The sequence below is a fragment of the Variovorax atrisoli 110B genome, from assembly GCF_000382045.1.
Lineage (GTDB): Bacteria > Pseudomonadota > Gammaproteobacteria > Burkholderiales > Burkholderiaceae_C > Variovorax > Variovorax atrisoli.
The window spans coordinates 222,233-244,326 of the sequence record NZ_KB907457.1 but is presented as its reverse complement, the minus strand read 5'-3'; the positions used below and the strand labels follow the sequence as shown (position 1 = coordinate 244,326).

General features: G+C 68.8%; 25 protein-coding genes and 1 tRNA gene. 10 read left to right on the top strand and 16 right to left on the bottom strand.

From position 1 onward, the window contains the following. Positions 1-448 precede the first annotated feature (448 nt). Positions 449-760 (top strand): hypothetical protein, encoded by a 312-nt coding sequence (locus tag G369_RS0122540; RefSeq protein WP_020723219.1) that lies wholly within the window; start codon positions 449-451, stop codon positions 758-760. 46 nt (positions 761-806) lie between these two features. Here the strand turns inward: G369_RS0122540 and G369_RS0122535 are convergent, their stop codons facing one another. The 5 genes from G369_RS0122535 to G369_RS0122515 all read right to left on the bottom strand — a co-directional run bounded on the left by G369_RS0122535 (position 807) and on the right by G369_RS0122515 (position 3,398). Beyond that, a complete protein-coding gene (locus G369_RS0122535; RefSeq protein ID WP_019656305.1) occupies positions 807-1,265 on the bottom strand; it encodes a hypothetical protein in 459 nt (152 codons plus the stop codon). A gap of 312 nt (positions 1,266-1,577) precedes the next feature. Next, positions 1,578-2,057, bottom strand: coding sequence for a copper chaperone PCu(A)C (locus G369_RS0122530; RefSeq protein ID WP_026346548.1), 480 nt, complete (start codon positions 2,055-2,057; stop codon positions 1,578-1,580). Positions 2,058-2,096: 39 nt separating this feature from the next. Further along, positions 2,097-2,711 (bottom strand): SCO family protein, encoded by a 615-nt coding sequence (locus G369_RS0122525; RefSeq protein ID WP_019656303.1) that lies wholly within the window; start codon positions 2,709-2,711, stop codon positions 2,097-2,099. A 126-nt stretch (positions 2,712-2,837) separates the two neighbouring features. Then, positions 2,838-3,239: a DUF2946 family protein gene (locus G369_RS0122520; protein ID WP_157773759.1), complete on the bottom strand. Its 402-nt coding sequence runs from the start codon at positions 3,237-3,239 to the stop codon at positions 2,838-2,840. An 82-nt stretch (positions 3,240-3,321) separates the two neighbouring features. Next, positions 3,322-3,398, bottom strand: a tRNA-Met gene (locus G369_RS0122515). 222 nt (positions 3,399-3,620) lie between these two features. Here G369_RS0122515 and G369_RS0122510 point away from each other — a divergent pair. Together G369_RS0122510 and G369_RS39530 are read left to right on the top strand one after the other, a co-directional pair. Then, positions 3,621-4,286: a sigma-70 family RNA polymerase sigma factor gene (locus G369_RS0122510; RefSeq protein ID WP_026346547.1), complete on the top strand. Its 666-nt coding sequence runs from the start codon at positions 3,621-3,623 to the stop codon at positions 4,284-4,286. Then, entirely contained in the window at positions 4,283-5,692 is a 1,410-nt protein-coding gene (locus tag G369_RS39530) for a hypothetical protein (RefSeq protein ID WP_019656300.1), read from the top strand. The genes G369_RS0122510 and G369_RS39530 overlap by 4 nt, the downstream gene beginning before the upstream one ends. Before the next feature lie 15 nt (positions 5,693-5,707). Here G369_RS39530 and G369_RS0122500 read toward each other — a convergent pair whose 3' ends face one another. Continuing rightward, positions 5,708-6,487 carry an enoyl-CoA hydratase gene (locus tag G369_RS0122500; protein WP_019656299.1) on the bottom strand — a complete coding sequence of 260 codons (780 nt, stop codon included), beginning with the start codon at positions 6,485-6,487 and terminating at the stop codon, positions 5,708-5,710. A gap of 105 nt (positions 6,488-6,592) precedes the next feature. On the opposite strand from G369_RS0122500, the gene G369_RS0122495 reads away from it, so the two are divergent. Both G369_RS0122495 and G369_RS36165 read left to right on the top strand, forming a co-directional pair. Beyond that, positions 6,593-6,928 (top strand): SMR family transporter, encoded by a 336-nt coding sequence (locus G369_RS0122495; RefSeq protein ID WP_019656298.1) that lies wholly within the window; start codon positions 6,593-6,595, stop codon positions 6,926-6,928. A gap of 66 nt (positions 6,929-6,994) precedes the next feature. After that, on the top strand, positions 6,995-7,582 hold the full coding sequence (locus G369_RS36165) for a DUF2325 domain-containing protein (RefSeq protein ID WP_157773758.1): 588 nt from the start codon (positions 6,995-6,997) through the stop codon (positions 7,580-7,582). Positions 7,583-7,589: 7 nt separating this feature from the next. Here G369_RS36165 and G369_RS0122485 read toward each other — a convergent pair whose 3' ends face one another. Genes G369_RS0122485 through G369_RS0122475 form a run of 3 tightly spaced genes read right to left on the bottom strand, consistent with a single transcriptional unit; the run spans position 7,590 to position 11,324 of the window. Beyond that, positions 7,590-9,419, bottom strand: coding sequence for a M61 family metallopeptidase (locus G369_RS0122485; protein WP_019656296.1), 1,830 nt, complete (start codon positions 9,417-9,419; stop codon positions 7,590-7,592). Next, entirely contained in the window at positions 9,419-10,141 is a 723-nt protein-coding gene (locus G369_RS0122480) for a DsbC family protein (protein ID WP_019656295.1), read from the bottom strand. The genes G369_RS0122485 and G369_RS0122480 overlap by 1 nt, the downstream gene beginning before the upstream one ends. Before the next feature lie 55 nt (positions 10,142-10,196). Beyond that, positions 10,197-11,324 carry an FAD-dependent monooxygenase gene (locus G369_RS0122475; protein ID WP_019656294.1) on the bottom strand — a complete coding sequence of 376 codons (1,128 nt, stop codon included), beginning with the start codon at positions 11,322-11,324 and terminating at the stop codon, positions 10,197-10,199. 291 nt (positions 11,325-11,615) lie between these two features. Here G369_RS0122475 and G369_RS0122470 point away from each other — a divergent pair, with 291 nt between their 5' ends. Then, positions 11,616-12,497, top strand: coding sequence for an MOSC domain-containing protein (locus tag G369_RS0122470; RefSeq protein WP_019656293.1), 882 nt, complete (start codon positions 11,616-11,618; stop codon positions 12,495-12,497). A gap of 116 nt (positions 12,498-12,613) precedes the next feature. Here the strand turns inward: G369_RS0122470 and rbsD are convergent, their stop codons facing one another. The 6 genes from rbsD to G369_RS0122440 all read right to left on the bottom strand — a co-directional run bounded on the left by rbsD (position 12,614) and on the right by G369_RS0122440 (position 18,770). Then, positions 12,614-13,009 (bottom strand): D-ribose pyranase, encoded by a 396-nt coding sequence (gene rbsD, locus G369_RS0122465; RefSeq protein ID WP_019656292.1) that lies wholly within the window; start codon positions 13,007-13,009, stop codon positions 12,614-12,616. Then, positions 13,006-13,983, bottom strand: a complete 978-nt coding sequence (gene rbsK, locus G369_RS0122460) for a ribokinase (protein WP_019656291.1) — start codon at positions 13,981-13,983, stop codon at positions 13,006-13,008. The genes rbsD and rbsK overlap by 4 nt, the downstream gene beginning before the upstream one ends. Next, positions 13,980-15,077, bottom strand: coding sequence for a LacI family DNA-binding transcriptional regulator (locus G369_RS0122455; protein ID WP_019656290.1), 1,098 nt, complete (start codon positions 15,075-15,077; stop codon positions 13,980-13,982). The genes rbsK and G369_RS0122455 overlap by 4 nt, the downstream gene beginning before the upstream one ends. A 34-nt stretch (positions 15,078-15,111) precedes the next feature. Then, entirely contained in the window at positions 15,112-16,104 is a 993-nt protein-coding gene (locus G369_RS0122450; protein ID WP_019656289.1) for an ABC transporter permease, read from the bottom strand. Continuing rightward, positions 16,101-17,699 (bottom strand): sugar ABC transporter ATP-binding protein, encoded by a 1,599-nt coding sequence (locus G369_RS0122445; RefSeq protein ID WP_019656288.1) that lies wholly within the window; start codon positions 17,697-17,699, stop codon positions 16,101-16,103. Before G369_RS0122445 ends, G369_RS0122450 begins: the two co-directional genes overlap by 4 nt. A gap of 117 nt (positions 17,700-17,816) precedes the next feature. Continuing rightward, positions 17,817-18,770, bottom strand: coding sequence for a sugar ABC transporter substrate-binding protein (locus G369_RS0122440; RefSeq protein ID WP_019656287.1), 954 nt, complete (start codon positions 18,768-18,770; stop codon positions 17,817-17,819). Positions 18,771-18,978: 208 nt separating this feature from the next. Here G369_RS0122440 and ychF point away from each other — a divergent pair, with 208 nt between their 5' ends. The 4 genes from ychF to G369_RS0122420 all read left to right on the top strand — a co-directional run bounded on the left by ychF (position 18,979) and on the right by G369_RS0122420 (position 21,538). Beyond that, entirely contained in the window at positions 18,979-20,070 is a 1,092-nt protein-coding gene (gene ychF, locus G369_RS0122435; protein WP_019656286.1) for a redox-regulated ATPase YchF, read from the top strand. A gap of 25 nt (positions 20,071-20,095) precedes the next feature. Further along, positions 20,096-20,617: an ATPase gene (locus G369_RS0122430; protein ID WP_019656285.1), complete on the top strand. Its 522-nt coding sequence runs from the start codon at positions 20,096-20,098 to the stop codon at positions 20,615-20,617. Beyond that, positions 20,614-20,799, top strand: a complete 186-nt coding sequence (locus G369_RS0122425; RefSeq protein ID WP_019656284.1) for a hypothetical protein — start codon at positions 20,614-20,616, stop codon at positions 20,797-20,799. Before G369_RS0122430 ends, G369_RS0122425 begins: the two co-directional genes overlap by 4 nt. A gap of 64 nt (positions 20,800-20,863) precedes the next feature. Then, positions 20,864-21,538 (top strand): glutathione S-transferase, encoded by a 675-nt coding sequence (locus G369_RS0122420; protein ID WP_019656283.1) that lies wholly within the window; start codon positions 20,864-20,866, stop codon positions 21,536-21,538. A gap of 84 nt (positions 21,539-21,622) precedes the next feature. On the opposite strand, the gene G369_RS0122415 is transcribed toward G369_RS0122420, so the two are convergent. Then, positions 21,623-22,093 carry a YqaA family protein gene (locus tag G369_RS0122415; RefSeq protein WP_019656282.1) on the bottom strand — a complete coding sequence of 157 codons (471 nt, stop codon included), beginning with the start codon at positions 22,091-22,093 and terminating at the stop codon, positions 21,623-21,625. Between the last annotated feature and the right edge of the window lies 1 nt (position 22,094).

Here is a 22,094-nt window from a genome sequence, read left to right as displayed (position 1 = left end):
GGTGACTTGTTCGATTTTTCTGTGGACAACTCTGTGAGTTGTGGGTGGAGGCGGGACAGCGGAGCGAGAACTGGCGTGGCTTCCCGCCACGTTGCCTGTTGAATAGGCAGCGGTGCCGGTCCGGTGCAAGTTCGTGCGAGCCGCTCGGGATGCGGGGGCTTCGGCGTCGATTGACGGGGGTAGGGCTGGCGGCTACATTCCAGACCGCCTCGCGATGAGCGAGGCCGGGTTTAGCAGCCTGAAGTAACCGCGGCGAAGAGCCGCATACCGCAATGGTCTCGCGGCTTTTCTATTCCAGCTTCCCGTTTCAGGCGGCTCGGATGGGAGGGCTCGCGCCCTGCCGGTTTCGCCTAGCGGTTCCCGGTCTGCTAACCCGTTCGAGCCGCCGCCTTCGTTTAGCAGCGGATGCGGCGGTTGCAGCAAAGCCGAACCGACAGGGAGGGCCGACATGGCCGATTCATCAAGTACCGCGCAAAGCACAAGCGCGGAGTTCAAACCGTTCGCATGGAACCCCGTTGACGGGCTCGACCACGAGGAGCGACGGCGGGCCTCGTTCCTCAACGATGCGCGCGACGTGATCGACGGCGCGCACACGCTGATGCAGCTGCTCGCGTGGGACGAAGGGCGGCGCGACGCAGCGCAGCCCCTGCTCGACGAAACCCATCGCTCGTCGATACAGCGCCTGCTGATCGCATCGCTGGGCATGCTGCACGCGGGCATCGAAGGCCAGTGCGAAGCGCTCGAAACGGCGCGGATGTAGGCGAAAGAAGCGCTGCCGGCCTGTCGAAATTCCGAAAGCCGCGAAATCACCTGGTGGCGCCGCGCGCGAGCTGCGCGCGTCCGAAGGGCGTGATGCGCTTGATGACCGCCAGCTCCTGCGGCTCGCCGCCGGCATCCTTCCATGCCAGGGCTGGGCTGATGACGGCATCGACGAAGCCGGCCTGCTTCAGCGCCTCGACGCAGCCGATCTCCTGGCGGTCTTCCACGCGAAGGGGGAAGGCCGAACGTTCTATGGCGCGCAGGTAGTCGAGCGGTTCGAGCTTCGACTTCGATGCCTTCTTCGGCGATGCGCCGCTGCCCTCGCGGCCGCGCAGCCTCTCGATCTCGGCATGCCCCTCGTCGGTGATGCAGACCACCAGCGCGGCCTGCGCGAGCCTGTAGCTGCCCTGCGCGGTGTCGTAGGCCGGATCGATGGCGGCCTCGATGAGGCCGGTCGCCTTCAGGACCGAAACCCGACGCACGTCCCGCGCGTCGGTCACGTGCATGGGCAGGCGAGCATTCTCCAGATGGAGGAGGTAACTGAGCGGCACGGAACAACCCCTGTGTACACCTCCCTCGGCCGTCGATGCCGCCCGGAGTCACCCAGCCGGAGCAGGATCGGCGCGAACGCCCTCCTGCTCCCCGGACAACCTCACGAGCCCCCGCGCGATCCGTTCCACGAAAGGGCCGGCCGGGGAGGGGATGAATTGTGAATATTTGTCAACATTCTTCTGTGTCCCAGGGGTAGGCGCCATCACCGAAACAGGGTAGTCCCTCCGGCCAGTCTCCGTGGTGCAGGGGTGGCCGGTTCGCGCCGCTCAGTGCTTGTGGCTGCCGTGCCCGGCAGGCTGCGCCGACGCATTCAGCGCCCGCACAGGCGCCTTCACCTCGACCGATTCGCGCTGGCCGTCCTTGCCTTCGAACACCAGCGTGAGCGGCACGGTGTCGCCTTCCTTCACCTGCTGCTTGAGGTCGAGCAGCATCACGTGATAGCCGCCGGGCTTGAGCTCGACGGTCTTGCCGGCGGGCAGATCGAGCGCGGGGATCTGGCGCATGCGCATCACGTTGTCCTGCATGGCCATCTCGTGCACCTCCACCACGGGGGTGACGGGCGAGCTGGCCGAGACCAGCTTCGTGTCTTTCGCGGCGCTGATCTGCATGAACGCGCCGGTGGCCTTCTGCTGCGGCACGGTGGCGCGCACCCATGCGTCCTTCACGGTGACCTGCGCGTTCGCGGCATGCGCGGTGAGCAGCGCGGCGCTTGTGATGGCGAGGATGTGTGCAATGCGGTTCTTCATGGTCATGGTCTTTATCTCCTTGGATTCGAATGATGGAAGTCAGGCCCGCAGGAGCCTGCGCAGGTCGTCGGCGCATTCCTGCGCGCTCTGCTCGTGGCGCAGCACGATGCGGATCTTGCCCTTGGGGTCGAACACATAGCTGAAGGCCGAATGGTCCATGGTGTAGGAGGAGCCGGTGGGCACCTTCCGATAGAACACCTTGAAGTCCTTCGCCGTCTGGCTGGTGCGCTGCATGTCGCCGTACAGGCCGATGAAGCTCGGGTCGAAGGCCTGGGTGTAGGCCTTGAGCACGACGGGCGAATCGCGCTCGGGGTCGACGGTGACGAAGATCACCTGCAGGCGATCGCCGTCGGCGCCGAGCATCTTCCTGATCTCTGCCGCGCGCACGAGGGCGGTGGGGCAGACGTCGGGGCACTGGGTGAAGCCGAAGAACATCATCACGGCCTTGCCCTTGAAGTCGGCCAGCGTGCGCTCGCGGCCGTCGGCGTCGGTCAGGCGGAAGTCCTGCGCGTAGTTGGCGCCGGTGATGTCGACGCCGTTGAAGCGCTCGGGCAGCAGCCTGTCGCAGCCCGCAAGGCTCGCGACGGCTGCGAGGCCTCCCGCGCAGAGCAGCAGGCGCCGCCGCGTCGGAGGGTGGGATTCGTTTCTGGTCATTGGATGGACTCGCTCCGGCGCCTGCAGGAGGCGCCGATGGATTCGTTGCAGGAACGCGCGCGGCGTATGAGAGACGGGCCTCGTCGGGAGGCCGGCATCACGCGCGCGAAGACTGGGGAAGAAGCCTCAGACGAGCGAGGGAGGCCCGCGGGCCGGCAGCGGCGCGGTGGCGGCAGCTGCGACATGCGCCGACGGAACCGGCCGCACCACACGGGCCAGCGGCGCGAACGCCGGCAATTCGACGGTGGGCGTGGTCGCGGGCGGGGCGCCGCTGAGCACGCACAGCGGGCAGTCCATGTGGCCCGCGCCCATCTCCTGTACGCCGTCGTCGCCATGGACGATGGCCTTGACCGACCCGGCGTTGGAGCAGACCAGCTCCACCGTCTGCGGATGCACGAGCGGTGAGGCCATGGCGACGCCCAGCGAGAGCGCGAACCACAGCAGCGCTAGGCGGACCAGCCCCACACCCGGCCGCGGCAATGCCGAGCCGGGGCGGCTGGGCAGGGAGCGGAAAGGCGTCGCAGGCATCTCCGGGGATTATCGGCCAGTGCCGCGCCGCAAAGAAAAAAGCCTTGCAAGTCGTTGACCTGCAAGGCTTTTTCGGTTGTTTTGGTGGCTCTTCACGGACTCGAACCGCGGACCTGTGGATTATGATTCCATCGCTCTAACCGACTGAGCTAAAGAGCCTTTCAGTGAGTTGCTCACCGAGCCTGCGATTATAGCCCAGACTTTTGCGGCCGCTCAACCACCCGAAGGCAACCGGCCCAATTCTTCCGCTAGATCCTCCGCGCAAGGCTTTCGGCCCGCCGCCTGTGGTGCAGGTGGCCGACGATGCTGCTCGTCGTGTTTTTCCCGTCCCGAACCCCGATGCGCCTCTTGGCCCGTACAAGCTCGGGTGAAAATCCTCCGATGTCCGCGCTCCCCCGCGCCCCTTCAGCCAAGAACGCCCCCGAGCGAGACGCCATGCCCGACGATCAGTTGATGCTGGCCTACGCGCAGGGCGACGCCGCCGCGTTCGACGTGCTCTACGCGCGCCACGAGGGCGGGCTGTTCCGCTTCGTCAAGCGTCTGCTCGGCGCGCGGCTCGCGGCGCAGGCCGACGAGGTGTTCCAGGACACCTGGGTGCGGATCATCTCCGCGCGCGAGAGCTTCTCGCCGCAGGGCGCGGCATGGCGCACCTGGGCCTTCACCATCGCGCACAACCTGGCGATGGACCGCCTGCGCGTGAGCGGGCGCGAAGTGGCGCTCGAATCGCACGCGGACGACGACAGCCCCGTGCCCACGCTCGAGCACGGCGTGCGCGGCGCAGCGGGTGACGCGGCCTCGCATCCTTCGGCCGAGGAACTCGCGTTCTGGCGCGCCGCGGGCCGCCGCCTGCTCGCCTGCCTGGACGAACTCCCGGCCGAGCAGCGCGCCGCGTTCCTGCTGCACCATGAAGACGGCCTCACCGTCGAGGCGCTGGCCACGAGCCTGGAGATCGGCTTCGAGACCGTGCGCAGCAGGCTGCGCTACGGACTGCAGAAACTTCGCGGCTGCATGGAGCGCTACCTGTCGGTGCTGGAGAAGCGGGCATGAGCGGCGGCAACGACAACTCCAACTTCGACGACCTGCACGACCCGGCGCTGCGCCGCGCGCTCGACCACGCGCCGGACAGCGAGGCCACGCCGCATCCGCGCACGCGCGAGGCGATCCTGAAGATGGCGCACAACCTGGCCGCTGCTCCCGTCGATGCAGGCGCGGCAGCCAACAACGCCAGTGCCGCGCCCTGGTGGCGCCGCCTCTTCGGCGGCGGCGAACCGCATGCGCGCATGCCGTGGAACGCCGCCTTCGCCACCGTGCTGGTGGCGGCTTTCGTGACGGTGCTCTGGCACAAGGATCCCGTGCCGGACGCGCAGCTCGATGGCGAGGCGCGCGTGGGGGGAGCGGCTGCGCCGGCACAAGCACCTGCAGCGCTGCCAGCACCGGCAGCACCAGCAGCACCGGCAGCACCAGCAGCACCGAAGCCGGCCCAGCCTCCAGCAGAGGCTGCCGCGGCGCAGGCAGAGACGCAGGCAGCGCCTGCCGCAGCGGCGCCGGCTCCCGCACGAGCGCCCGCAGCACGTACGCCCGAATCGGAACAGCGCGCCAGGATTGCGCGCGAGTCGGCAGACTCGTCCGCCAAAAGGGCGCCCAAGGAGGCCGCCAATACGGCGAACGCGGATGCCGCACGCAAAGCCGAGCCGGTGCCTCCACTGCTGCAAGCGACGCCTGCTGCGCCCAGCGCTCTGGTTGTTCCGCCTGCTCCGGCACCTGTCGCGCCACCCGCTCCGTCCGTATCGATCGCACCGGCTCCGCCGCCTCCGGCCGTGGCCGAGAGGGCTGAACCGGCACCGCTGCCCGCGCCGCTCGCGCGCGATGAGCGTCGCGAAGCGCAGGTGGAGGGCGAACAGCGGCGCCGTGCCTACGCGGCGGGGGCGCCTGCGGCAGCCGCCCCGGCATTGCCGCCGGCGGCCGTCGCTCCTGCGCCCGCACCTGGCGCGGCGCAGGCGTATCGCGAGCCGCTCCAGGATTCCGCGCCCGCGCTCGCCCGTCAGGACCACGCCGACGCAACTGCCTCCGGCGCGGTGCGTCCATCCGCACCGGCACCGTCGGCAGCCAAGGCCATTGCGCCCCGAAGCGCTGCGCCTTTCTCGGCGCTGGATCGATGGACTTCCCTGGGCTTTACGCGCAACGGCGAGAGCGTGCGCCGCGAGCGCGGCGACGTCGAAGGCTTGGCGGCGCTGGTCGGCACCGTCGCGCGTTCGGCCACCGCGCCCGACGAGCCGCTGGCCGCACCGGTGGAGGCGCGGCTCGAGCTCTATCGGGGCAAGGCGCTGGTCGCGGTGCTGGAGATCGCCGGCGACCAGGTGCGCTGGACGCCGCAGCCCGGCGGCGCCGCGCTGGTCGGCACGCCGCCGGCCCAGGCGCTCGACGCGCTGCGTTCGCTGCTGTCGACGCGCTGACCGGATCGGCCGGCGTCAGGCGTTCTTGAAGTCGGGCTGGCGCTTGGTCAGGAAGGCGTCCATGCCTTCCTTCTGGTCCTGCGTGGCGAACAGTGCGTGGAACAGGCGGCGCTCGAACATCACGCCGTCGCTCAGGCCGCTCTCGAAGGCGCGGTTGACCGACTCCTTGGCCGCGATCACCGAGATCTGCGAGAAGCCGCAGATCACCAGCGCCGCGCCCAGCGCCTCGTCGGCGAGCTTCTCGAAGGGCACCACGCGGCTGACGAGGCCGGCGCGCTCGGCTTCGGCGGCGTCCATCATGCGTGCCGTGAGCACCATGTCCATGGCCTTGCTCTTGCCCACCGCGCGCGGCAGGCGCTGCGTGCCGCCGGCGCCGGGGATCACGCCGATCTTGATCTCGGGCTGGCCGAACTTGGCGTTGTCGGCCGCGATGATGAAGTCGCACATCATCGCCAGCTCGCAGCCGCCGCCCAGCGCGAAGCCGGCCACCGCGCCGATCACGGGCTTGCGGATCGAGCGGATGGTTTCCCAGTTGCGCGTGATGTAGTCGCCCTTGTAGGTGTCGATGAAGCTGTACTTGGCCATCGCCGCGATGTCGGCGCCGGCCGCGAAGGCGCGCTCGCTGCCCGTGAGGATGATGCAGCCGATGGCGTCGTCGGCATCGAAGGCCTTCAGGGCCTGGCCCAGCTCGGTCATGAGCGCGTCGTTCAGCGCGTTCAGGGCCTTGGGGCGGTTGAGGGTGATGATGCCGACCTTGCCTGCTTCGGTCCGCACTTCGATGTTTTCGTAGCTCATGGTGTCTCCGGGGGAACGGGAAAGAGGAGGGAAAAACGCGCTTCACTATACCCAGCATGGCCGGCGGGGGCGCGGGGCATTGCCGGTTCCCATAGAGTGGCCGCCATGAACTCCAACTACGCCTTCCTGTTCGTCGCCATCGTGGCCGAGGTGGTCGCCACCAGTTTCCTCAAGGGCTCCGAGGGCTTCACGCGGCTGTGGCCCGCGCTGGCTGCGGTGGCGGGCTACGCGGTCGCGTTCTACTTCCTCTCGCTGACGCTGCGCACCGTGCCCACGGGCATCGCCTACGCGATCTGGTCAGGCGTGGGCATCGTGCTGATCTCGCTGGTGAGCTGGCTGTGGTTCGGCCAGAAGCTCGACGCGCCTGCGATCGCCGGGCTCGGGCTGATCATCGCGGGCGTGGTGGTGGTGAATGTGTTCTCGAAGTCGGTTGCCCATTGAGAGGCAAGGGTCGAGTGCTCCAATTGAGAATTGCTCTCATCTAGAATGCCCGCCATGGAGTTCCCGATGCAAGAACATGCCGTGTTGCTGCGGGCCTATGCCCGGGTGCAGGAGCGCTGCTCGCGCCTGCTGGTCGAGCAGGCCGCCCTCATCGAAAGGCTCGAAGCGCAGATCGTGCGGCTGCGCGGTGCCCTGGTGGCGCGAGATTCGGCGGTCGCCATCGTGCGCGAGGAACTCGCGGCGCGCGCCCTGGCCGGCAGCGCGCTGCCGAAGCGGCTGCACGCGCTGCTGGCGCCTGGCGGCAGGCGGCACCTGAAGCCGTCCGGCATGCCTGCGCCGGCCGACCTGCGCGAGAAGGCGGTGCTGTGCGTGGGCCAAGAGCAGGAGGCGCCGTCGTCGCTCGCGCGCCAGCTGGTGGAAATCGCCGGCGGCCGCTACCTGCATCACGACGGCGCCGACGATGCCGACGCCGCCGCGCTCGAAGCCAGCCTGCACGCGGCCGATCTCGTGATCTGCCAGACCGGCTGCGTCAGCCACGGCGCCTACTGGCGCGTGCAGGACCACTGCCGGCGCACCGGCAAGCCCTGCGTGCTGGTGGGGGAGCCCCAGCCGATGATGTTCGTGCGCCACCCGAAGGCGGCGGAAAGCGCCTAGCTGCCGGCTAGCCGGCCAGCCAGCCCGTCACCTTGGCGGCATCGTGCGAGAACAGCCGCCAGGTGGTCGCGCCGGTGGGCAGCACGAGCGGCAGCCTGATGAGCTTGCGGTCGCGCGCCACGATGGCGGTGCACTTCGTCGCATCGCCCAGGTAGAGCGCCAGGTCGTCGAGCTTGGCGATGCGCCAGGCCTGGGCCGGCCGCTGCTGGCTCTTCCTGCCGGAGGCGGGCAGTTCGATGCCGATCCACTCGTCGTTCGCGGAGAAGCCGGCCTTCTCGGCAGCACCGCCGCGCAGCACCACCTTCACCTGCACGCCGCCGTTGGCCTCGGCCACGCGCAGGCCCAGCGCCTGTGCCGGCTGCGAGGGGTCTTCCAGTGTGGCGACGCCATGCGAGCGCAGCAGCAGTGCCAGCGGAAGCTCCTCGGTCGAGTGCACCCAGCGCGCCAGCTCGGCCTTGTACGAGCGGCCGCCCACGGCTTCGAGCGCCGCCGCGATGTCCTGCTCGCTGATCGGCCCGCCCTCGCTGTGCTTCCACAGGTGGCGCATCACGTCGTCGAGCGTGCCCTTGCCTTCGTGGCGCAGCGTGAGGTCGAGGCACAGCGCCACCAGCGCGCCCTTGGTGTAGTAGCTCACCGTGCTGTTGGGCGTCTGCTCGTCCTGCCGGTAGTACTTGACCCAGGCGTCGAAGCTCGCGTCGGCCACCGGCTGCACCAGCCGGCCCGGTGTCTGCACGACCTGGTTGATGGTCTTGTTGAGCAGGCGCAGGTAGGCCGCGTCGTCGATGCGACCGGCGCGCCGCAGCAGCAGGTCGTCGTAGTAGCTGGTGAAGCCCTCGAAGAACCACAGCAGCTGCGTGTAGTTCTCCTGGCTGTAGTCGTAGCGCGCGAACTCGGCCGGCCGCATGCGCTTGACGTTCCAGGTGTGGAAATACTCGTGGCTGATGAGGCCCAGCAGCGTGGTGTAGCCCTCGGGCTGCCTCTTCTTGTCGCCGCGCTGCGGCAGGTCGCGGCGGTTGCAGATCAGCGCGGTGGAATGCCGGTGCTCGAGGCCTCCGTAGCCGTCGTCGACCACGTTGAGCATGAACACGTAGCGGTCGATCGGCGGCTTCGGGCCGCCGCGTTTGCCGACCTTGTCGCCGTGCCAGAAGCGCATCTCGGCCTCGCAGATGGCCTTGGTGTCGGCGATGAGCCGGTCGCCGTCGAACGACGCCGCAGCGCCGGCCACCACGAAGCGGTGCGGCACGCCGCAGGCCTCGAAGTCGGCGCTCCAGAAGGCGCCCATCTCCACGGGGCTGTCGGCCAGCTCGTCATAGCCCGACGCGATGTAGCTGCCGAAGCCGTGCCTGTCGGCCTTCAGCGGCACGAGCGCGGTGGCGCACGACCAGCGCGCACCGTCGTCGCCGACGTGCGCAGGCGCGACGATCTCCATCGCATGCGGCGATTCGGTCTGCCCTTCGACGCGCAGGCACACGCTGGTGCCGTTGAAGAAGCCGCGTTCTGCGTCCAGCCAGGCGGTGCGCACCGAGTTGTCGTAGGCGCAGACCTGGTAGTTCAGCACCAGCGGCTGGCCGGGCGTGCATTCGACGAGCCAGCTGCACTTGTCGAGCTGCGTCAGCGCCGGCTTGCGGCGGCCCTGCGTGGCACGCAGGCCCTGCAGGTTCTTGGCGAACTCGCGAATCAGGTAGCTGCCCGGAATCCACACCGGCAGCGACACGCGCTGCTGCGCGGCAGGCGCCTCGATGGTGAGGGTGACGCCGAACAGATGCGCGTGCGGGTCGGCGCATTCGACGCGGTAGTGCACGCCTGCCGCGTGCTGCGCTGGGGCCTTCGTCGCCATCAGCTGGACGACGCGGCGAGTTGCTTCTCGACCTGCTCCGCGGGAATGGCACCCGGCGTGCGCGTGCCGTCGCTGAAGATCAGCGTGGGCGTGCCGGTGATGTTGTACTTGCGGCCGAAGTCGACGTTGCGCTGCAGCGCGGTCACGTCGCAGCTCGCGGGCGCGGTGGCCGGGCGGGTGCTCGACTCCATCCAGTCGCTCCAGGCCTTGCCCTTGTCCTTGCTGCACCAGATGTCGCGCGACTTGACGTTCGAATCGGGGCCGAGCACCGGGTAGAGGAACAGGTACACGGTGACGTTGTCGACCGTCTTCATGTCCTTCTCGAAGCGCTTGCAGTAGCCGCAGTTCGGGTCCTCGAACACCGCGAGCTTGCGCTTGCCGTTGCCGCGCACGATCTTGATCGAGTCTTTCAGCGGCAGCTGGTCGAAGGCGACGGCGCTGAGCTTCTCGACGCGCTCCTCGGTGAGGTTCTTGCGCGCCTTCACGTCGATCAGGTTGCCCTGGAAGAGGTAGTTGCCCTGCTCGTCGGTGTAGAAGATCTGCGAGCCGTTCACGCGCACTTCGTACACGCCCGGGATCGGCGACTTCGACACCTCGTCGATGGCCGGGAACTGCGGAATGCGCGCCGGCAGGTTCTTGCGGATCTCGGCCTCGCCTGCGGTGGCGGCCACGACCGCGCCGAGCGTGCAGGCGGCGAGGAGAAGGTTGCGTACGAATGTCATCGGGTGTCCGTTGGTTCGGTCGGAGTTCGGTCGGATGTCGTCTGAGGAGGGGGCCTCAGGCCTTCAGGCCCATGGCCTGCGCGGTGATCCAGTGCTTGACGAGGCGCGTGCGGTCGAAGCCGCGCATGCCCCAGTTGCGCAGCGCCTGCAGCGGGCCCAGGTTGTGCGCGAAGAGCTGCTGCAGCCCGTCGGTCGCCAGGCTCATCTGCAGCACGTCGGCGCGGCGGGCGCGTTCGTAGCGGCGCAGCAGGCGCGCGTCGCCCACGCTGCGCCAGTAGTCGCGGTTCTTGATCACGTCGGCCAGTTCGGCCGCGTCGGCCAGGCCCAGGTTCAGGCCCTGGCCGGCCAGCGGATGCACCGTGTGGGCCGCGTCCCCCGCCAGCGCCCAGGAGCGGCCGGGCTGCCCGGGCATGGTGCCGGTCCAGCGGTCGGCGATGGCGCGGGCCAGCGGCCAGGCGGCGCGCTCGCTGGTGAGCCGGAGCGCGCCGAGCGTGTTGTGGCTGGCTTCGGTGACCGCGGCGGCGAACTCCTCGTCGCCCTGCGCGAGCAGGTCCGGTGCGCGCAGCTGGTCGGCCGACCACACCAGCGCGACCGTCTTGCCGTGCGTGCCGTCCAGCGGCAGCAGCGCGAGCACCTCGCCCTTGTCGTTGAACCACTGGCGTGCGATGCCGTCGTGCGACTGGGCGGCTTCCAGCCGCGCCGCGATCGCGTGCTGCGGATAGCGCGTGACCTCGTAGCTCACGCCGAGAGCTTCGCGCGTAGTGCTGGACTTGCCTTCGCACACCACGGTCAGCGGCGCGGCCACGGGCTCGTTCACCACTTCGATCTGGGGCTGGAAGCGCACCGCGTCGGCCAGCTGCTTTTCGAGCGCGGGCACGTCGACGATCCAGGCCAGCGCCTCGACCTTCTGGCGCGCGGCGCTGAACTGCACCCGGCCGCCTTCATCGCCATGCACCAGCATTTCGCGCACGGCCGTGGCGTGGGCCGCATCGGGCCAGGCGCGCAGCGATTCGAGCAGCGCGCGGGAGGCGGAATTGAGCGCGTAGGCGCGGATGTCTTCCTTGCCCTGCGCGGCCGGCGGCACCACCAGCGCGACGCGGACCCGCTCGCGGGCGAGCAGCAGGGCCAGCGTACGGCCGACGATGCCGGCGCCGCGAATGCAAACTTCTGGAGGGAGGGCCATCGAGGGATTGTATGGATTACGCCAAGGATCAGGCCCGCCCCCAGGCTTCGCGCACTTCGTGTCGCTTCGCCAACCCCCTCGCGGGGGCGATACCGGCGGCCCGGCAGAGCCGGTTCCGCGCGGACCGCAACCGCCCCCAGGCTTCGCGCACTTCGTGTCGCTTCGCCAACCCCCTCGCGGGGGCGATACCAGCGGCCCGGCAAAGCCGGTTCCGTGGTATCCCTGGAAGGGGGCGGGGATTCTCCCGGGAGCTGCGGGACAATCGCGGCCGAATTTCAAGGAAACCCCACCGTGTCCCAGCCCGCCTTCGATCTCCAGGCCACCATCTCGCGCCTGTTCGTCTACCCAGTGAAATCCTGCGCCGGCGTCGAGCTTCCCGAGATGCTGCTGACCGAGACGGGGCTGGAGTTCGACCGCGCCTGGATGGTGGTCGATGCGCAGGGCGAGTTCGTCACCCAGCGGCAGCTGCCGCGCATGGCGCTGATCAAGCCGCAGATGAAGCACACCGAGGTGGTGCTGCGCGCGCCCGGCATGCTGGCGCTGCACCTGGCCTTCGACCGGGTCGAGAAGCCGGTGCGGGTGCGCGTGTGGAAGGACGAGGTGGCTGCCTACGACATGGGCGACATCGCCGCGCAGTGGTTCAGCGACTTCCTCTCCGAGCCCGGCAAGCCGCAGACCCTGCGCCTGGTGCGCTTCGACCCCGAGCACAGGCGCCTGTCGAGCATGAAGTGGACCGACGGCGTCGAGGCGCAGACGCAGTTCGCCGACGGCTACGCGCTGCTGGTGGCGAGCGAGGGCTCGCTGGCCGAGCTCAACGACCGCCTCGCGGCGCAGGGCCATGGGCCCGTGGGCATCGAGCGCTTCCGCCCGAACATCGTGCTCGCGGGCATCGAGTCGCACGACGAGGACCGCGTCGAGGCGCTGCACATCACCACCGGCGAGGGCGAGGCCGAGCTGCGCCCCGTCAAGCCCTGCACGCGCTGCCCGATCCCCGACATCGACCCGGCCACCGCGCTGAGCAGCCCCGAAGTCGGCAACACGCTGCGCACCTACCGCGCCGACGCGCGCGTGGACGGCGGCATCACCTTCGGCATGAACTGCATCGTGATCCAGGGCGTGGAGCACACGCTCAAGGTCGGGCAGCAGGTGGGCGCGAATTACCGCTTCGAATAGCCGGAACAGGGTTTGCCTGTTTCAGGAATACAGCGGAACCGGCTTTGCCCGGCCGCAGGTATTACCCCCTGCAAGGGGGTGTGCGGCCACGCGAAGTGGGCAAGCCCGGGGGCGCGTCAGAACTTCACTCCAGCGACGAGGATGATGTTCGCGTAGGGCGTGCACTCGCCGGTGCGCACCATGGCGCGGGCCTTGGCCGTGCGGCGCTTGAATTCCTCGTGCGACACGGTCTGGGGCTCGATGCCGAGCGACTGCGGGTACCAGCCCGGCAGCTTCTTCTCATCGCCGGCCAGGGCCTCCTCGGCGATCACGATGCCTTCCACCTGCATCTCCGACAACACCGCCTGCAGCACCTCGCCGAGCGTCGGCACGCCGCGCGCCACGGCAAGGTCGATGCGGCGCGGGCCGTCGGGAATGGGCAGGCCGGCGTCGCCGAGCACGAGCATGTCGCCGTGGCCCAGCGAGGCGATCACGTGGGAGAGTTCGGCGTGCAGCAGGGCGGTGCGTTTCAAAGCTTGATCCAGTCGGGGGGCATGGGGCTGCGCAGCACGGCATCGCGCTGCGGGATGGAGGGCTGGGCGCCCGGCTGCTGGATGCACAGCGCCGCGGCGCGGATGCCCAGGCGCACGGCCTCGTCGAAGCCCTGGCCTTCGCCCAGCGCGACGGCGAGCGCGCCCAGGAAGGTGTCGCCGGCGGCCGTGGTGTCGACCGCCTGCACCTGCGGCGCGGGATGGTGGCGTGCGCCGTCGGCATCGATGGCCACCGCGCCGCGCGCGCCCAGCGTGACGACCACGCGCGCGATGCCCCTGGCGCGCAGCGCCTGGCCGGCCCGTGCCGCCTCTTCGGGGCTGTCGGCGGACTGGCCGCACAGCGTCTGCGCCTCGATCTCGTTGACCACCAGCGTGTCGATCTTCGGCCACAGCGGCTCGGCGATGGCCTGCACCGGCGAAGGGTTAAGCAGCACCTTGCAGCCCGCCTCGTGCGCCACCGCGATGGCGCGCGCGACCTGGTCCAGCGGCGTCTCGAACTGCGCCACCAGGAAGGCGGCGCCCTGCACCTGCTGTTTCAGCGTGGCCTCGTCGGCCTCCAGCCGGGCGTTGGCGCCGGGGATCATCACGATGCGGTTCTGCCCGCTGTCTTCCACCAGGATCAGCGCGGTGCCCGTGGGCTCGCCCGCAACGGTGCGCAGGGAGGCGGTGTCGATGCCGTCGCGCTCCAGCGAATCGCGCAGGGCCTTGCCGTGCGCGTCGTCGCCGACGCAGCCGATCATCCGGACGCTGCCGCCTTCGCGCGCGCAGCTCACCGCCTGGTTGGCGCCCTTGCCGCCGGGAATGTCGGCGATCGAATGGCCCAGCAGGGTCTCGCCCGCGGCCGGCGCGTGCGGCACGCGCACGACCAGGTCCATGTTGAGGCTGCCGAACACCACGATGCGCGGTGCCGCGGCACGGCCATCGGTGCTGCTGCTGGAAGAAGGCTTCAGGCTCACGAGGTGCGGGACTTTCGGGTTTGCGGGGAGGGCGTTCCGGCGGCCGCCGGTGCGGGGGCGGGGGCTTCGCGGAAGCTCGCATGGCGCGCGGTGGAGGCGCGCACGCACAGCTCGGGCTGCAGCACCACCTTGCGCGCATCGCGGCGCTTGCCGCCCACGCGCTCCAGCAGCATGTCGACCGCCAGCGCGCCGATGCGCTCCTTGGGCTGCGCGACGGTGGTGAGCGCGGGGCTGGTGTAGGCCGAGAGCTCGATGTCGTCGAAGCCGACGATCGAGAGCTCGTCGGGCACCCGCACGCCGCTCTCGTGCGCGGCGCGCAAGGCGCCGATTGCCATCAGGTCGTTGCAGACGAACACGGCCGAGGGCTTCTGCTCGGTGCGCAGGATGGCGTGCATCGCCTCGTAGCCGCCCTGGCTGGTGAAGCCGCCGCGCCACAGCAGCGAATCGGTGCTGGCGATGCCGGGCGCGGCACCGGCCTCGGCCAGCGCCATGCGCCAGCCCTCGATGCGCTGCTCGCTGGGCATCACGCCCACCGGGCCGCCGATGCAGGCGATGCGCTTGTGGCCCAGCGACAGCAGGTGCCGCACGGCGAGCAGGCCGCCTTGCATGTGGGCGGTCTCGACCAGGTCGCAGACGGGGTTGGCGATCTCGCGGTCGACCAGCACGGTGGGAACGCGCAGTCCGTTGAGCTGCTTCGCCAGGTCGTCGTCGCCGCTCTCGCCGGTCGACACCACGATCAGCCCGTCGATGCGGCGCTCGGCCAGCACCTGCAGGTAGACGCTCTGGCGCCGGGGCTCGTCGTCGGTGTTGCACAGCACCAGCGTGTAGCCGGCGCCGAAGCAGCGGTCTTCCACGATCCGCACGATCTCGGCGAAGTAGGGGTTCGAGCTGTTGGGAATGAGCATGCCCAGCGTCGATGTGGTGTTGCTCTTGAGGCTGCGCGCCATCGCGTTGGGCACGTAGCCCAGCTCGCGGATGGCGAGTTCCACCCGCTCGCGCACCTTGGCGCTCACGTGGCGCGTGTCGTTGACCACATGCGAGACGGTGGTGACCGACACCTCCGCCTTCAGCGCGACGTCCTTGATGGTGGCCATGGTTCTTTCCTGTTGCTGGATGGACGGGAGCCGATCAGGCCAGCCGGCGTTCCGCGCGGCGCTGACGCAGCGTGTCGATGATCACCGCCACCACGATCACCGCGCCGGTGATGATCCGCTTGCTCGGCTCGCTGGCGCCCACCTGCGCGAGGCCGGCCTCGAGCACCGCGATGATCAGCACGCCGAAGAAGGTGTTGACGACCGAGCCGCGCCCGCCCATCAGGCTGGTGCCGCCGATCACCACGGCCGCGATCACCTGCAGCTCGATGCCCACACCCGCGTTCGGGTCGGCGGCCTCGAGGCGGGCGGACTGCATCAGGCCCGCGAGGCCGGCCAGCAGGCCGGTGACGGCGAACACGATGATGCGGATGGGCCGCGGATCGACGCCCGCCAGGCGCATCGCCTCCTCGTTGGTGCCGATGCCCACCACGTGGCGGCCGAACACGGTGCGCGTGAGCACCAGCTGCCCGATGACCACCAGCACCACCGCCAGCACGAAGGCGGCGGAGATGCCGCCGATCCACGGCGCGGCCAGGCCCGAGATGGCGTCGCCCACGTACTGCGTGCGCGAATCGGTCACGAGGTAGGCGCCGCCGCGCACCGCCTCCAGCATGCCCAGCGACACGATGAAGCTCGGCAGCCGCCATGCCACCGACACCGCGCCCGTGACCGTGCCGCACACCAGGCCCGTGGCCAGTCCGAGCGCGGCGGCCAGCGGCACCGAGAGCTTCCATTCGAGGATGGCGGCGGCGGTGACGGCGGCGCTGAGCGCCAGCACCGAGCCCACCGACAGGTCGATGCCCGCGATGATCAGCACGAAGGTCATGCCGACCGCCATCACGGCCAGCGCCGGGATCTCGTTGGCGATGGAGACGAAGGTCTCGCGCGTCAGGAAGTATTCGCTGAGCGAGCCGAAGAGGGCGATCATGCCCACGAGCACGATCGTCAGGCCCAGGTAGGTGCCGAGCTGGCCCTTGAGCGCGGAAGGCGCGGGCGGCGTATTGGATTTCGGGGAAGCGGCGTTCATGGTGTGTCGGCGGCGACCGGGGTCGGGTCGGAAACGGGGGATACCGTCGGCGGTTGGGCTGCTGGGTGTCCCGTGGCGTCGCTGAATGCCGCGGCCAGCAGCGATTGTTCGGTCCATTCTCCGCGCTCGAACACCGCGACCAGGCGGCCGGCGCTCATCACGCCGATGCGGTCGCACATGGCCATGAGTTCGCGCAGGTCGCTCGACACCATCAGCAGCGCCTTGCCGGCGTCGGTCATGCGGTCGAGTTCGGCGTAGAGGTCGGCGCGCGCGCCCACATCCACGCCGCGCGTGGGTTCGTCGAGCAGCAGCACCTTGCATTCGCGGTGCAGCCAGCGCGCGAATACCACCTTCTGCTGGTTGCCGCCGCTGAGCGTGGCCACCGGCTGCTCGATGCTGCGCGAGCGGATGCGCAGCAGTTCCACCAGCTTGCGCGCGATGCTGCGCTCCTTGGCGCCGCGCAGCCAGCCGGCATGCGAGATCGCGCCCAGGTCGCTCAGCGTGGCGTTCACGCGGATCGATTGCGGCAGCAGCAGGCCCTGCGACTTGCGGTCTTCGGTGACCAGGCCGATGCCTGCGCGGATCGCCTGCATCGGCGAGCGCCAGCCCTTGCGCACGTGGTGGGTGGTCTTGCCGTCGGCGTGCAGCGTGATCTCGCCGCGGTCGGCGCGGTCGGCGCCGAACAGCAAGCGCACCAGTTCGGTCCGGCCCGAGCCGACCAGGCCGGCCAGGCCCATGACTTCGCCCGCGCGCAGGTCGATGTCCACGTCGCGAACGACCTGCGCGCGGCCGATGCCGCGTGCGCTCAGCAGCACGGGGCCTGCCGCGCGGCGGTCGCGGCCCTCGTGCTCGTGCACCGCGCGGCCGACCATGCGCTGCACCAGTTCGGATTCGCGCACGCCGGCCATGGGGCGCACGTCCACCAGGCGGCCGTCGCGCAGCACCGCCACGCGGTCGGCGATGCGCTGCAGTTCTTCCAGGCGGTGCGACACGTAGACGATCGCCACGCCGCGCGCCTTCAGCAGGTCGATCTGCTCGAAGAGGTGCGAGGTCTCGCGCGGCGTGAGCATGGCGGTGGGCTCGTCGAGCACCAGCACGCGCGTGTCGTCCTGCAGGTTGCGCGCGATCTCGACCATCTGCTGCTGGCCGATGCCCAGTCGCGCCACGGGCGTGGCCGGGTCGATGTTCTGCATGCCGATCTTGGCGAGCTGGCGCGCGGCCAGCTCGTGCAGCCTGGCCTTGCGAATCCAGCCGGTCTTGTTGGGCAGGCGGTCGAGCAGCAGGTTCTCGGCCACAGACAGCGTGGTGACGAGGCCGAGCTCCTGCATCACCATGCGAACGCCCAGGCGCTCGGCGTCGCGGCGCGAGGTGGGCGCGAAGGGCTTGCCGTCGAGCAGCATCTGGCCGCGCGTGGGCTGCACCAGGCCGCAGACGATCTTCGACAGCGTGCTCTTGCCGGCGCCGTTCTCGCCCGTGAGGGCCAGCACTTCGCCGGGGTTGAGCACGAGCGAGACGTCGTCCAGCACCGGCGCCGCATAGTCCTTGCCCATGGCGCTCAGCGAGAGCACGGGCGCGCCGGGATCGTTGTCAGCCATCGATAAACCTTATTCCAGAAACACCGCGGAACCGGCTTTGCCGGGCCGTCGGTGTTGCCCCCGGCAGGGGTTTGGCGAAGCGACACGAAGTGCGCAAAGCCTGGGGGCGAGCAACATTTACTTCGAGTCCTTGGTGACGAGCACCACGTCGGTCTTCACCTCGGCGGGCATGTCGGCCTGCTTCTTGCCCTCGGCCAGCGCCTTCAGCGCGGTTTCGATGCCGAACACGGCCTGCTTGGCGGCGAACTGGTCGGCCGTGGCGAGCACGCGGCCGTCCTTGAGCATCGGCTTGATGGCGCCGATGTTGTCGTAGCCGACCACCAGCACCTTGCCGGTCTTGCCGGCGGCCTTGACGGCAGCCACGGCGCCCAGGGCCATGCTGTCGTTGCCCGCGAGCAGCGCCTTCAGGTCGGGGTGCTCGCGCATCATGCCGGCGGCCACGGTGTTGCCCTTGTCGATTTCCCACTGGCCCGACTGCACGCCCACCACCGTCACGCCGGCGGCCTTCATCGCGTCCTGGTAGCCCAGCGTGCGCTGCTGCGCATTGAAGGTGGTCGACACGCCTTCGATGATGCCGACCTTGTCGCCCGCCTTCAGCTCCTTGGCGAGCGCATCGCCCACCAGCTTGGCGCCGGCGCGGTTGTCGGGGCCGACGAAGGGCACCTGAATGCCCTTTTCCTTCAGCGCGGCGGCGTCGAACTGGTTGTCGATGTTGACCACCAGGATGCCCTTGTCGATGGCCGCCTTCACGGCCGGCACCAGCGCCTTCGAATCGGCCGGCGCGATGACCAGCGCGTTGATCTTCTGCGCCACCATCTGCTCGACCATCTTGATCTGCGCGGCGGTGTCGGTCTCGTCCTTGATGCCGTTGGCCACCAGCGTGTACTTGGCGGCGTTGGCCTTTTGGTGCGCCTTGGCGCCGTCTTCCATGGTGCGGAAGAATTCGTTGGCCAGCGACTTCATGACCAGCGCGACCTTGGGCTTTTCCTGCGCGAGAACGGGCGTTCCGGCCATGGCGCCCAGCAGCGTCAGTGCGGCAGCGCTTTGCAGGGTACGGCGGGTGAACTTCATGGTGGTTGTCTCCTGGGATGGGTGGATCGAAACGGTGCGCCGGTCTTGGCCGGGGCGCCGATGTTAACTTACGGAAACGTTTGCGCAAACGTTTGCCGATCGGTGCTAACCCTGATCGCCGAGGGCTCGGCCGGCGGGCTGGAAGACCTGTCGGATGGGCATCGGGACATGCTCGCCTAAAATTGCCGGTTACCCAAGAGGACCTCCCATGAGTTTGCAATGCGGCATCGTCGGCCTGCCCAACGTCGGTAAATCCACCCTTTTCAATGCGCTGACCAAGGCCGGCATCGCGGCGGAAAACTATCCCTTCTGCACCATCGAGCCCAACGTGGGCGTGGTGGAAGTGCCCGACCCGCGCCTCGACCAGCTCGCCGAGATCGTCAAGCCCGAGCGCGTGGTGCCCGCCATCGTCGAGTTCGTCGACATCGCCGGCCTGGTGGCCGGCGCCAGCACCGGCGAAGGCCTGGGCAACAAGTTCCTGGCCCACATCCGCGAGACCGACGCCACCGTCAATGTGGTGCGCTGCTTCGACGACGACAACGTCGTCCACGTGGCCGGCAAGGTCGACCCGATCTCCGACATCGAGGTGATCCAGACCGAGCTGTGCCTGGCCGACCTCGCCACCGTCGAGAAGGCGCTGGCCCGCCACACCAAGGTGGCCCGCTCGGGCGACAAGGACGCGCAGAAGCTGGTCGGCCTGCTCGAGCGCTGCCAGACCGCGCTCAACGAGAACACGCCGGTGCGCGCGCTCGAGTTCACCAAGGAAGAGCGCCCGCTGATCAAGACCTTCTCGCTGATCACCGCCAAGCCCGCGATGTTCGTCGGCAACGTGTCCGAAGACGGCTTCGAGAACAACCCCTACCTCGACCGCCTGCGCGAATATGCCGCGAAGCAGGGCGCGCCCGTGGTCGCCATCTGCGCCAAGATCGAGGCCGACCTGGCCGAGATGGACGACGAGGACAAGAAGATGTTCCTCGCCGAGATCGGCCAGGAGGAGCCGGGCCTGAACCGCCTGATCCGTGCGGCCTTCAAGCTGCTGGGCCTGCAGACCTACTTCACCGCCGGCGTGAAGGAAGTGCGCGCCTGGACCATCCACATCGGCGACACCGGCCCCCAGGCGGCAGGCGTGATCCACGGCGACTTCGAGAAGGGCTACATCCGCGCCCAGACCATCGCCTTCGAGGACTACATCGCCTACAAGGGCGAGCAGGGCGCCAAGGACGCGGGGAAGATGCGCTCGGAAGGCAAGGAATACGTCGTGAAGGATGGCGACGTGATGAACTTCCTGTTCAGCTCCTGATTCCCGCCGGTGAGATGCCCCTCCGATGAGTCGTCCCAAGATCGTCATCATTGCGGGGCCCAATGGCGCGGGCAAGACCACCTTCGCCCGGGCTTTCCTTCCGCAGGAAGCGCAGCTTTCGCGCTTCATCAATGCGGACTTGATCGCTGCCGGGCTGTCTCCTTTCGCGCCGGAAGCAGAAGCGATCAAGGCCGGTCGGCTGATGCTCGATGAGATTGCGGAGTGTGTCCGTCGGCGAGAAAGCTTCGCCTTCGAAACGACCTTGTCGGGACTGGGCTATCTGCGCCATATCGGCGCCTGGAGAGCCTCGGGCTATCACGTGAGTCTTTTCTTTCTGTCATTGCCCACGGCAGAATTTGCAGTCGCGCGTGTGGCGGAACGTGTTCGCCAAGGCGGCCATCACATTCCTGAGGATGTGATTCGCCGCCGCTTCGCGTCTGGGCGCAGGAACTTCGACGACAGCTATCGCGGTGCGGTCGATGCCTGGGCTCTGTACGACAACTCCGGTGAAGAGCCGGCTCTCATCGAATGGGGAGAAGCGTCATGACCAATGAGCAGCTGTCGCAGGCTAAGGACAAGGACCTCGCCGGGTCGCTGATCGCGATCCGGCGCGCTGCCAGGGCGGCTCGGGAAGCAGCAGTACGCACCAACACCGCCATCGTGGTGCAGCGAGGCCAGAAGCCGGTTCGCATCACGGCAGACGAGTTGCGCAAGGCCGGCGTGAAGTGAAGCCGCGGCAGCGGGTTGTTGGATAGACTCCGCGCGCCCCGTCTCTCCTCCCAAGGCCAGCCCCATGCTCACCGTCCACCACCTCAACAACTCCCGCTCGCAACGCGTGCTCTGGCTGCTCGAGGAGCTGGAGCTGCCCTACGAGGTCGTGCATTACCAGCGCGATCCGCAGACCATGTTGGCGCCCGCTTCGCTGCGGGCCGTTCATCCGCTGGGAAAGTCACCGGTCGTCACGACGGATGACGGACTCACGCTCGCCGAGTCGGGCGCGATCATCGAGACGGTGATCGAGCGCTACGGCAACGGCCGGCTCGCTCCAGTCGCGGGTTCGCCGGAGGCGGTGCGCTATCGCTACTGGCTGCATTTCGCGGAAGGCACGGCCATGTCTCCGCTGCTGCTGAAGCTGATCTTCGACCGCATCGAGACCGGCAAGATGCCTTTCTTCGCGAGGCCGGTGGCGAAGGCGATCGCGGCGAAGACGAAATCGGCGTTCATCCATCCGAACATCGCGAGCCACCTGAACTACATGGAGGCCGAGCTGGGCAGGAGCGAGTGGTTCGCAGGCGATGCGTTCACTGGCGCGGACATCCAGATGAGCTTCGTGGTCGAGGCCGCGCGGGCGCGCGGCGGGCTCGATGCGAAGCGGCCGAAGCTGATGGCATACCTGGAGCGCATCCATTCGCGTCCTGCGTACAAGCGTGCGCTGGAGCGCGGCGGTCCTTATGAGCTTCTGAACTGAGTCATTCCTTCGCGATAGCCGCTTCGGAAAGGCGTCGGCGAAGCGACATGAACGAAGCGCGCGCAGTTCGGCGGTGAGCGACAACTACGACGGGAAGACGTGCAGCAGCGCGACAGTCATGGAGACATAGCGCAGGAATTTCCCGATCGCCATGTAGGCCACGCAGGGCCAGAACGGAAGCTTGAGCCAGCCGGCGACCGCGCACAGCGGATCGCCCACCAGCGGCAGCCAGCTCAGCAGGCAGGCCTTGGGGCCGAGCTTCTCGAGCCAGCCCAGAACACGCACATGATGTTTCGAGTGCGAGTATTTGTCGGCGACCTTGTGCGCGCCGTAGCCCATCCACCAGTCGACTGCGCCGCCGAGCGTGTTGCCCACGGTCGCGACTGCGATGGCGGGCCAGAACATGTCGGGATTGAGCTTGAGCAGGCCGAAGAGAAATGGCTCGGAGCCCACCGGCAGAAGCGTCGCCGAGACGAAGGCAGCCACGAACAGCGTGGAGAGTCCGTACTGCGGCAGTGCCAGCAGCGCAAGGAGAGAGTCGAGCCAGGCTTCCATA

What these genes read in the sequence shown, in the direction of transcription:
- G369_RS0122415 (WP_019656282.1), bottom strand. Translation starts at nt 22,093, where the DNA reads ATGGAAGCCTGGCTCGACTCTCTCCTTGCGCTGCTGGCACTGCCGCAG.
- G369_RS0122520 (WP_157773759.1), bottom strand. Translation starts at nt 3,239, where the DNA reads ATGCCTGCGACGCCTTTCCGCTCCCTGCCCAGCCGCCCCGGCTCGGCA.
- G369_RS0122530 (WP_026346548.1), bottom strand. Translation starts at nt 2,057, where the DNA reads ATGAAGAACCGCATTGCACACATCCTCGCCATCACAAGCGCCGCGCTG.
- G369_RS0122450 (WP_019656289.1), bottom strand. Translation starts at nt 16,104, where the DNA reads ATGAACGCCGCTTCCCCGAAATCCAATACGCCGCCCGCGCCTTCCGCG.
- G369_RS0122475 (WP_019656294.1), bottom strand. Translation starts at nt 11,324, where the DNA reads ATGGCCCTCCCTCCAGAAGTTTGCATTCGCGGCGCCGGCATCGTCGGC.
- G369_RS0122445 (WP_019656288.1), bottom strand. Translation starts at nt 17,699, where the DNA reads ATGGCTGACAACGATCCCGGCGCGCCCGTGCTCTCGCTGAGCGCCATG.
- G369_RS0122495 (WP_019656298.1), top strand. Translation starts at nt 6,593, where the DNA reads ATGAACTCCAACTACGCCTTCCTGTTCGTCGCCATCGTGGCCGAGGTG.
- G369_RS0122425 (WP_019656284.1), top strand. Translation starts at nt 20,614, where the DNA reads ATGACCAATGAGCAGCTGTCGCAGGCTAAGGACAAGGACCTCGCCGGG.
- ychF (WP_019656286.1), top strand. Translation starts at nt 18,979, where the DNA reads ATGAGTTTGCAATGCGGCATCGTCGGCCTGCCCAACGTCGGTAAATCC.
- G369_RS0122440 (WP_019656287.1), bottom strand. Translation starts at nt 18,770, where the DNA reads ATGAAGTTCACCCGCCGTACCCTGCAAAGCGCTGCCGCACTGACGCTG.
- G369_RS0122525 (WP_019656303.1), bottom strand. Translation starts at nt 2,711, where the DNA reads ATGACCAGAAACGAATCCCACCCTCCGACGCGGCGGCGCCTGCTGCTC.
- G369_RS0122430 (WP_019656285.1), top strand. Translation starts at nt 20,096, where the DNA reads ATGAGTCGTCCCAAGATCGTCATCATTGCGGGGCCCAATGGCGCGGGC.
- G369_RS0122510 (WP_026346547.1), top strand. Translation starts at nt 3,621, where the DNA reads ATGTCCGCGCTCCCCCGCGCCCCTTCAGCCAAGAACGCCCCCGAGCGA.
- G369_RS0122480 (WP_019656295.1), bottom strand. Translation starts at nt 10,141, where the DNA reads ATGACATTCGTACGCAACCTTCTCCTCGCCGCCTGCACGCTCGGCGCG.
- G369_RS36165 (WP_157773758.1), top strand. Translation starts at nt 6,995, where the DNA reads ATGCAAGAACATGCCGTGTTGCTGCGGGCCTATGCCCGGGTGCAGGAG.
- G369_RS0122485 (WP_019656296.1), bottom strand. Translation starts at nt 9,419, where the DNA reads ATGGCGACGAAGGCCCCAGCGCAGCACGCGGCAGGCGTGCACTACCGC.
- G369_RS39530 (WP_019656300.1), top strand. Translation starts at nt 4,283, where the DNA reads ATGAGCGGCGGCAACGACAACTCCAACTTCGACGACCTGCACGACCCG.
- G369_RS0122420 (WP_019656283.1), top strand. Translation starts at nt 20,864, where the DNA reads ATGCTCACCGTCCACCACCTCAACAACTCCCGCTCGCAACGCGTGCTC.
- G369_RS0122535 (WP_019656305.1), bottom strand. Translation starts at nt 1,265, where the DNA reads ATGCACGTGACCGACGCGCGGGACGTGCGTCGGGTTTCGGTCCTGAAG.
- G369_RS0122540 (WP_020723219.1), top strand. Translation starts at nt 449, where the DNA reads ATGGCCGATTCATCAAGTACCGCGCAAAGCACAAGCGCGGAGTTCAAA.
- G369_RS0122455 (WP_019656290.1), bottom strand. Translation starts at nt 15,077, where the DNA reads ATGGCCACCATCAAGGACGTCGCGCTGAAGGCGGAGGTGTCGGTCACC.
- G369_RS0122500 (WP_019656299.1), bottom strand. Translation starts at nt 6,487, where the DNA reads ATGAGCTACGAAAACATCGAAGTGCGGACCGAAGCAGGCAAGGTCGGC.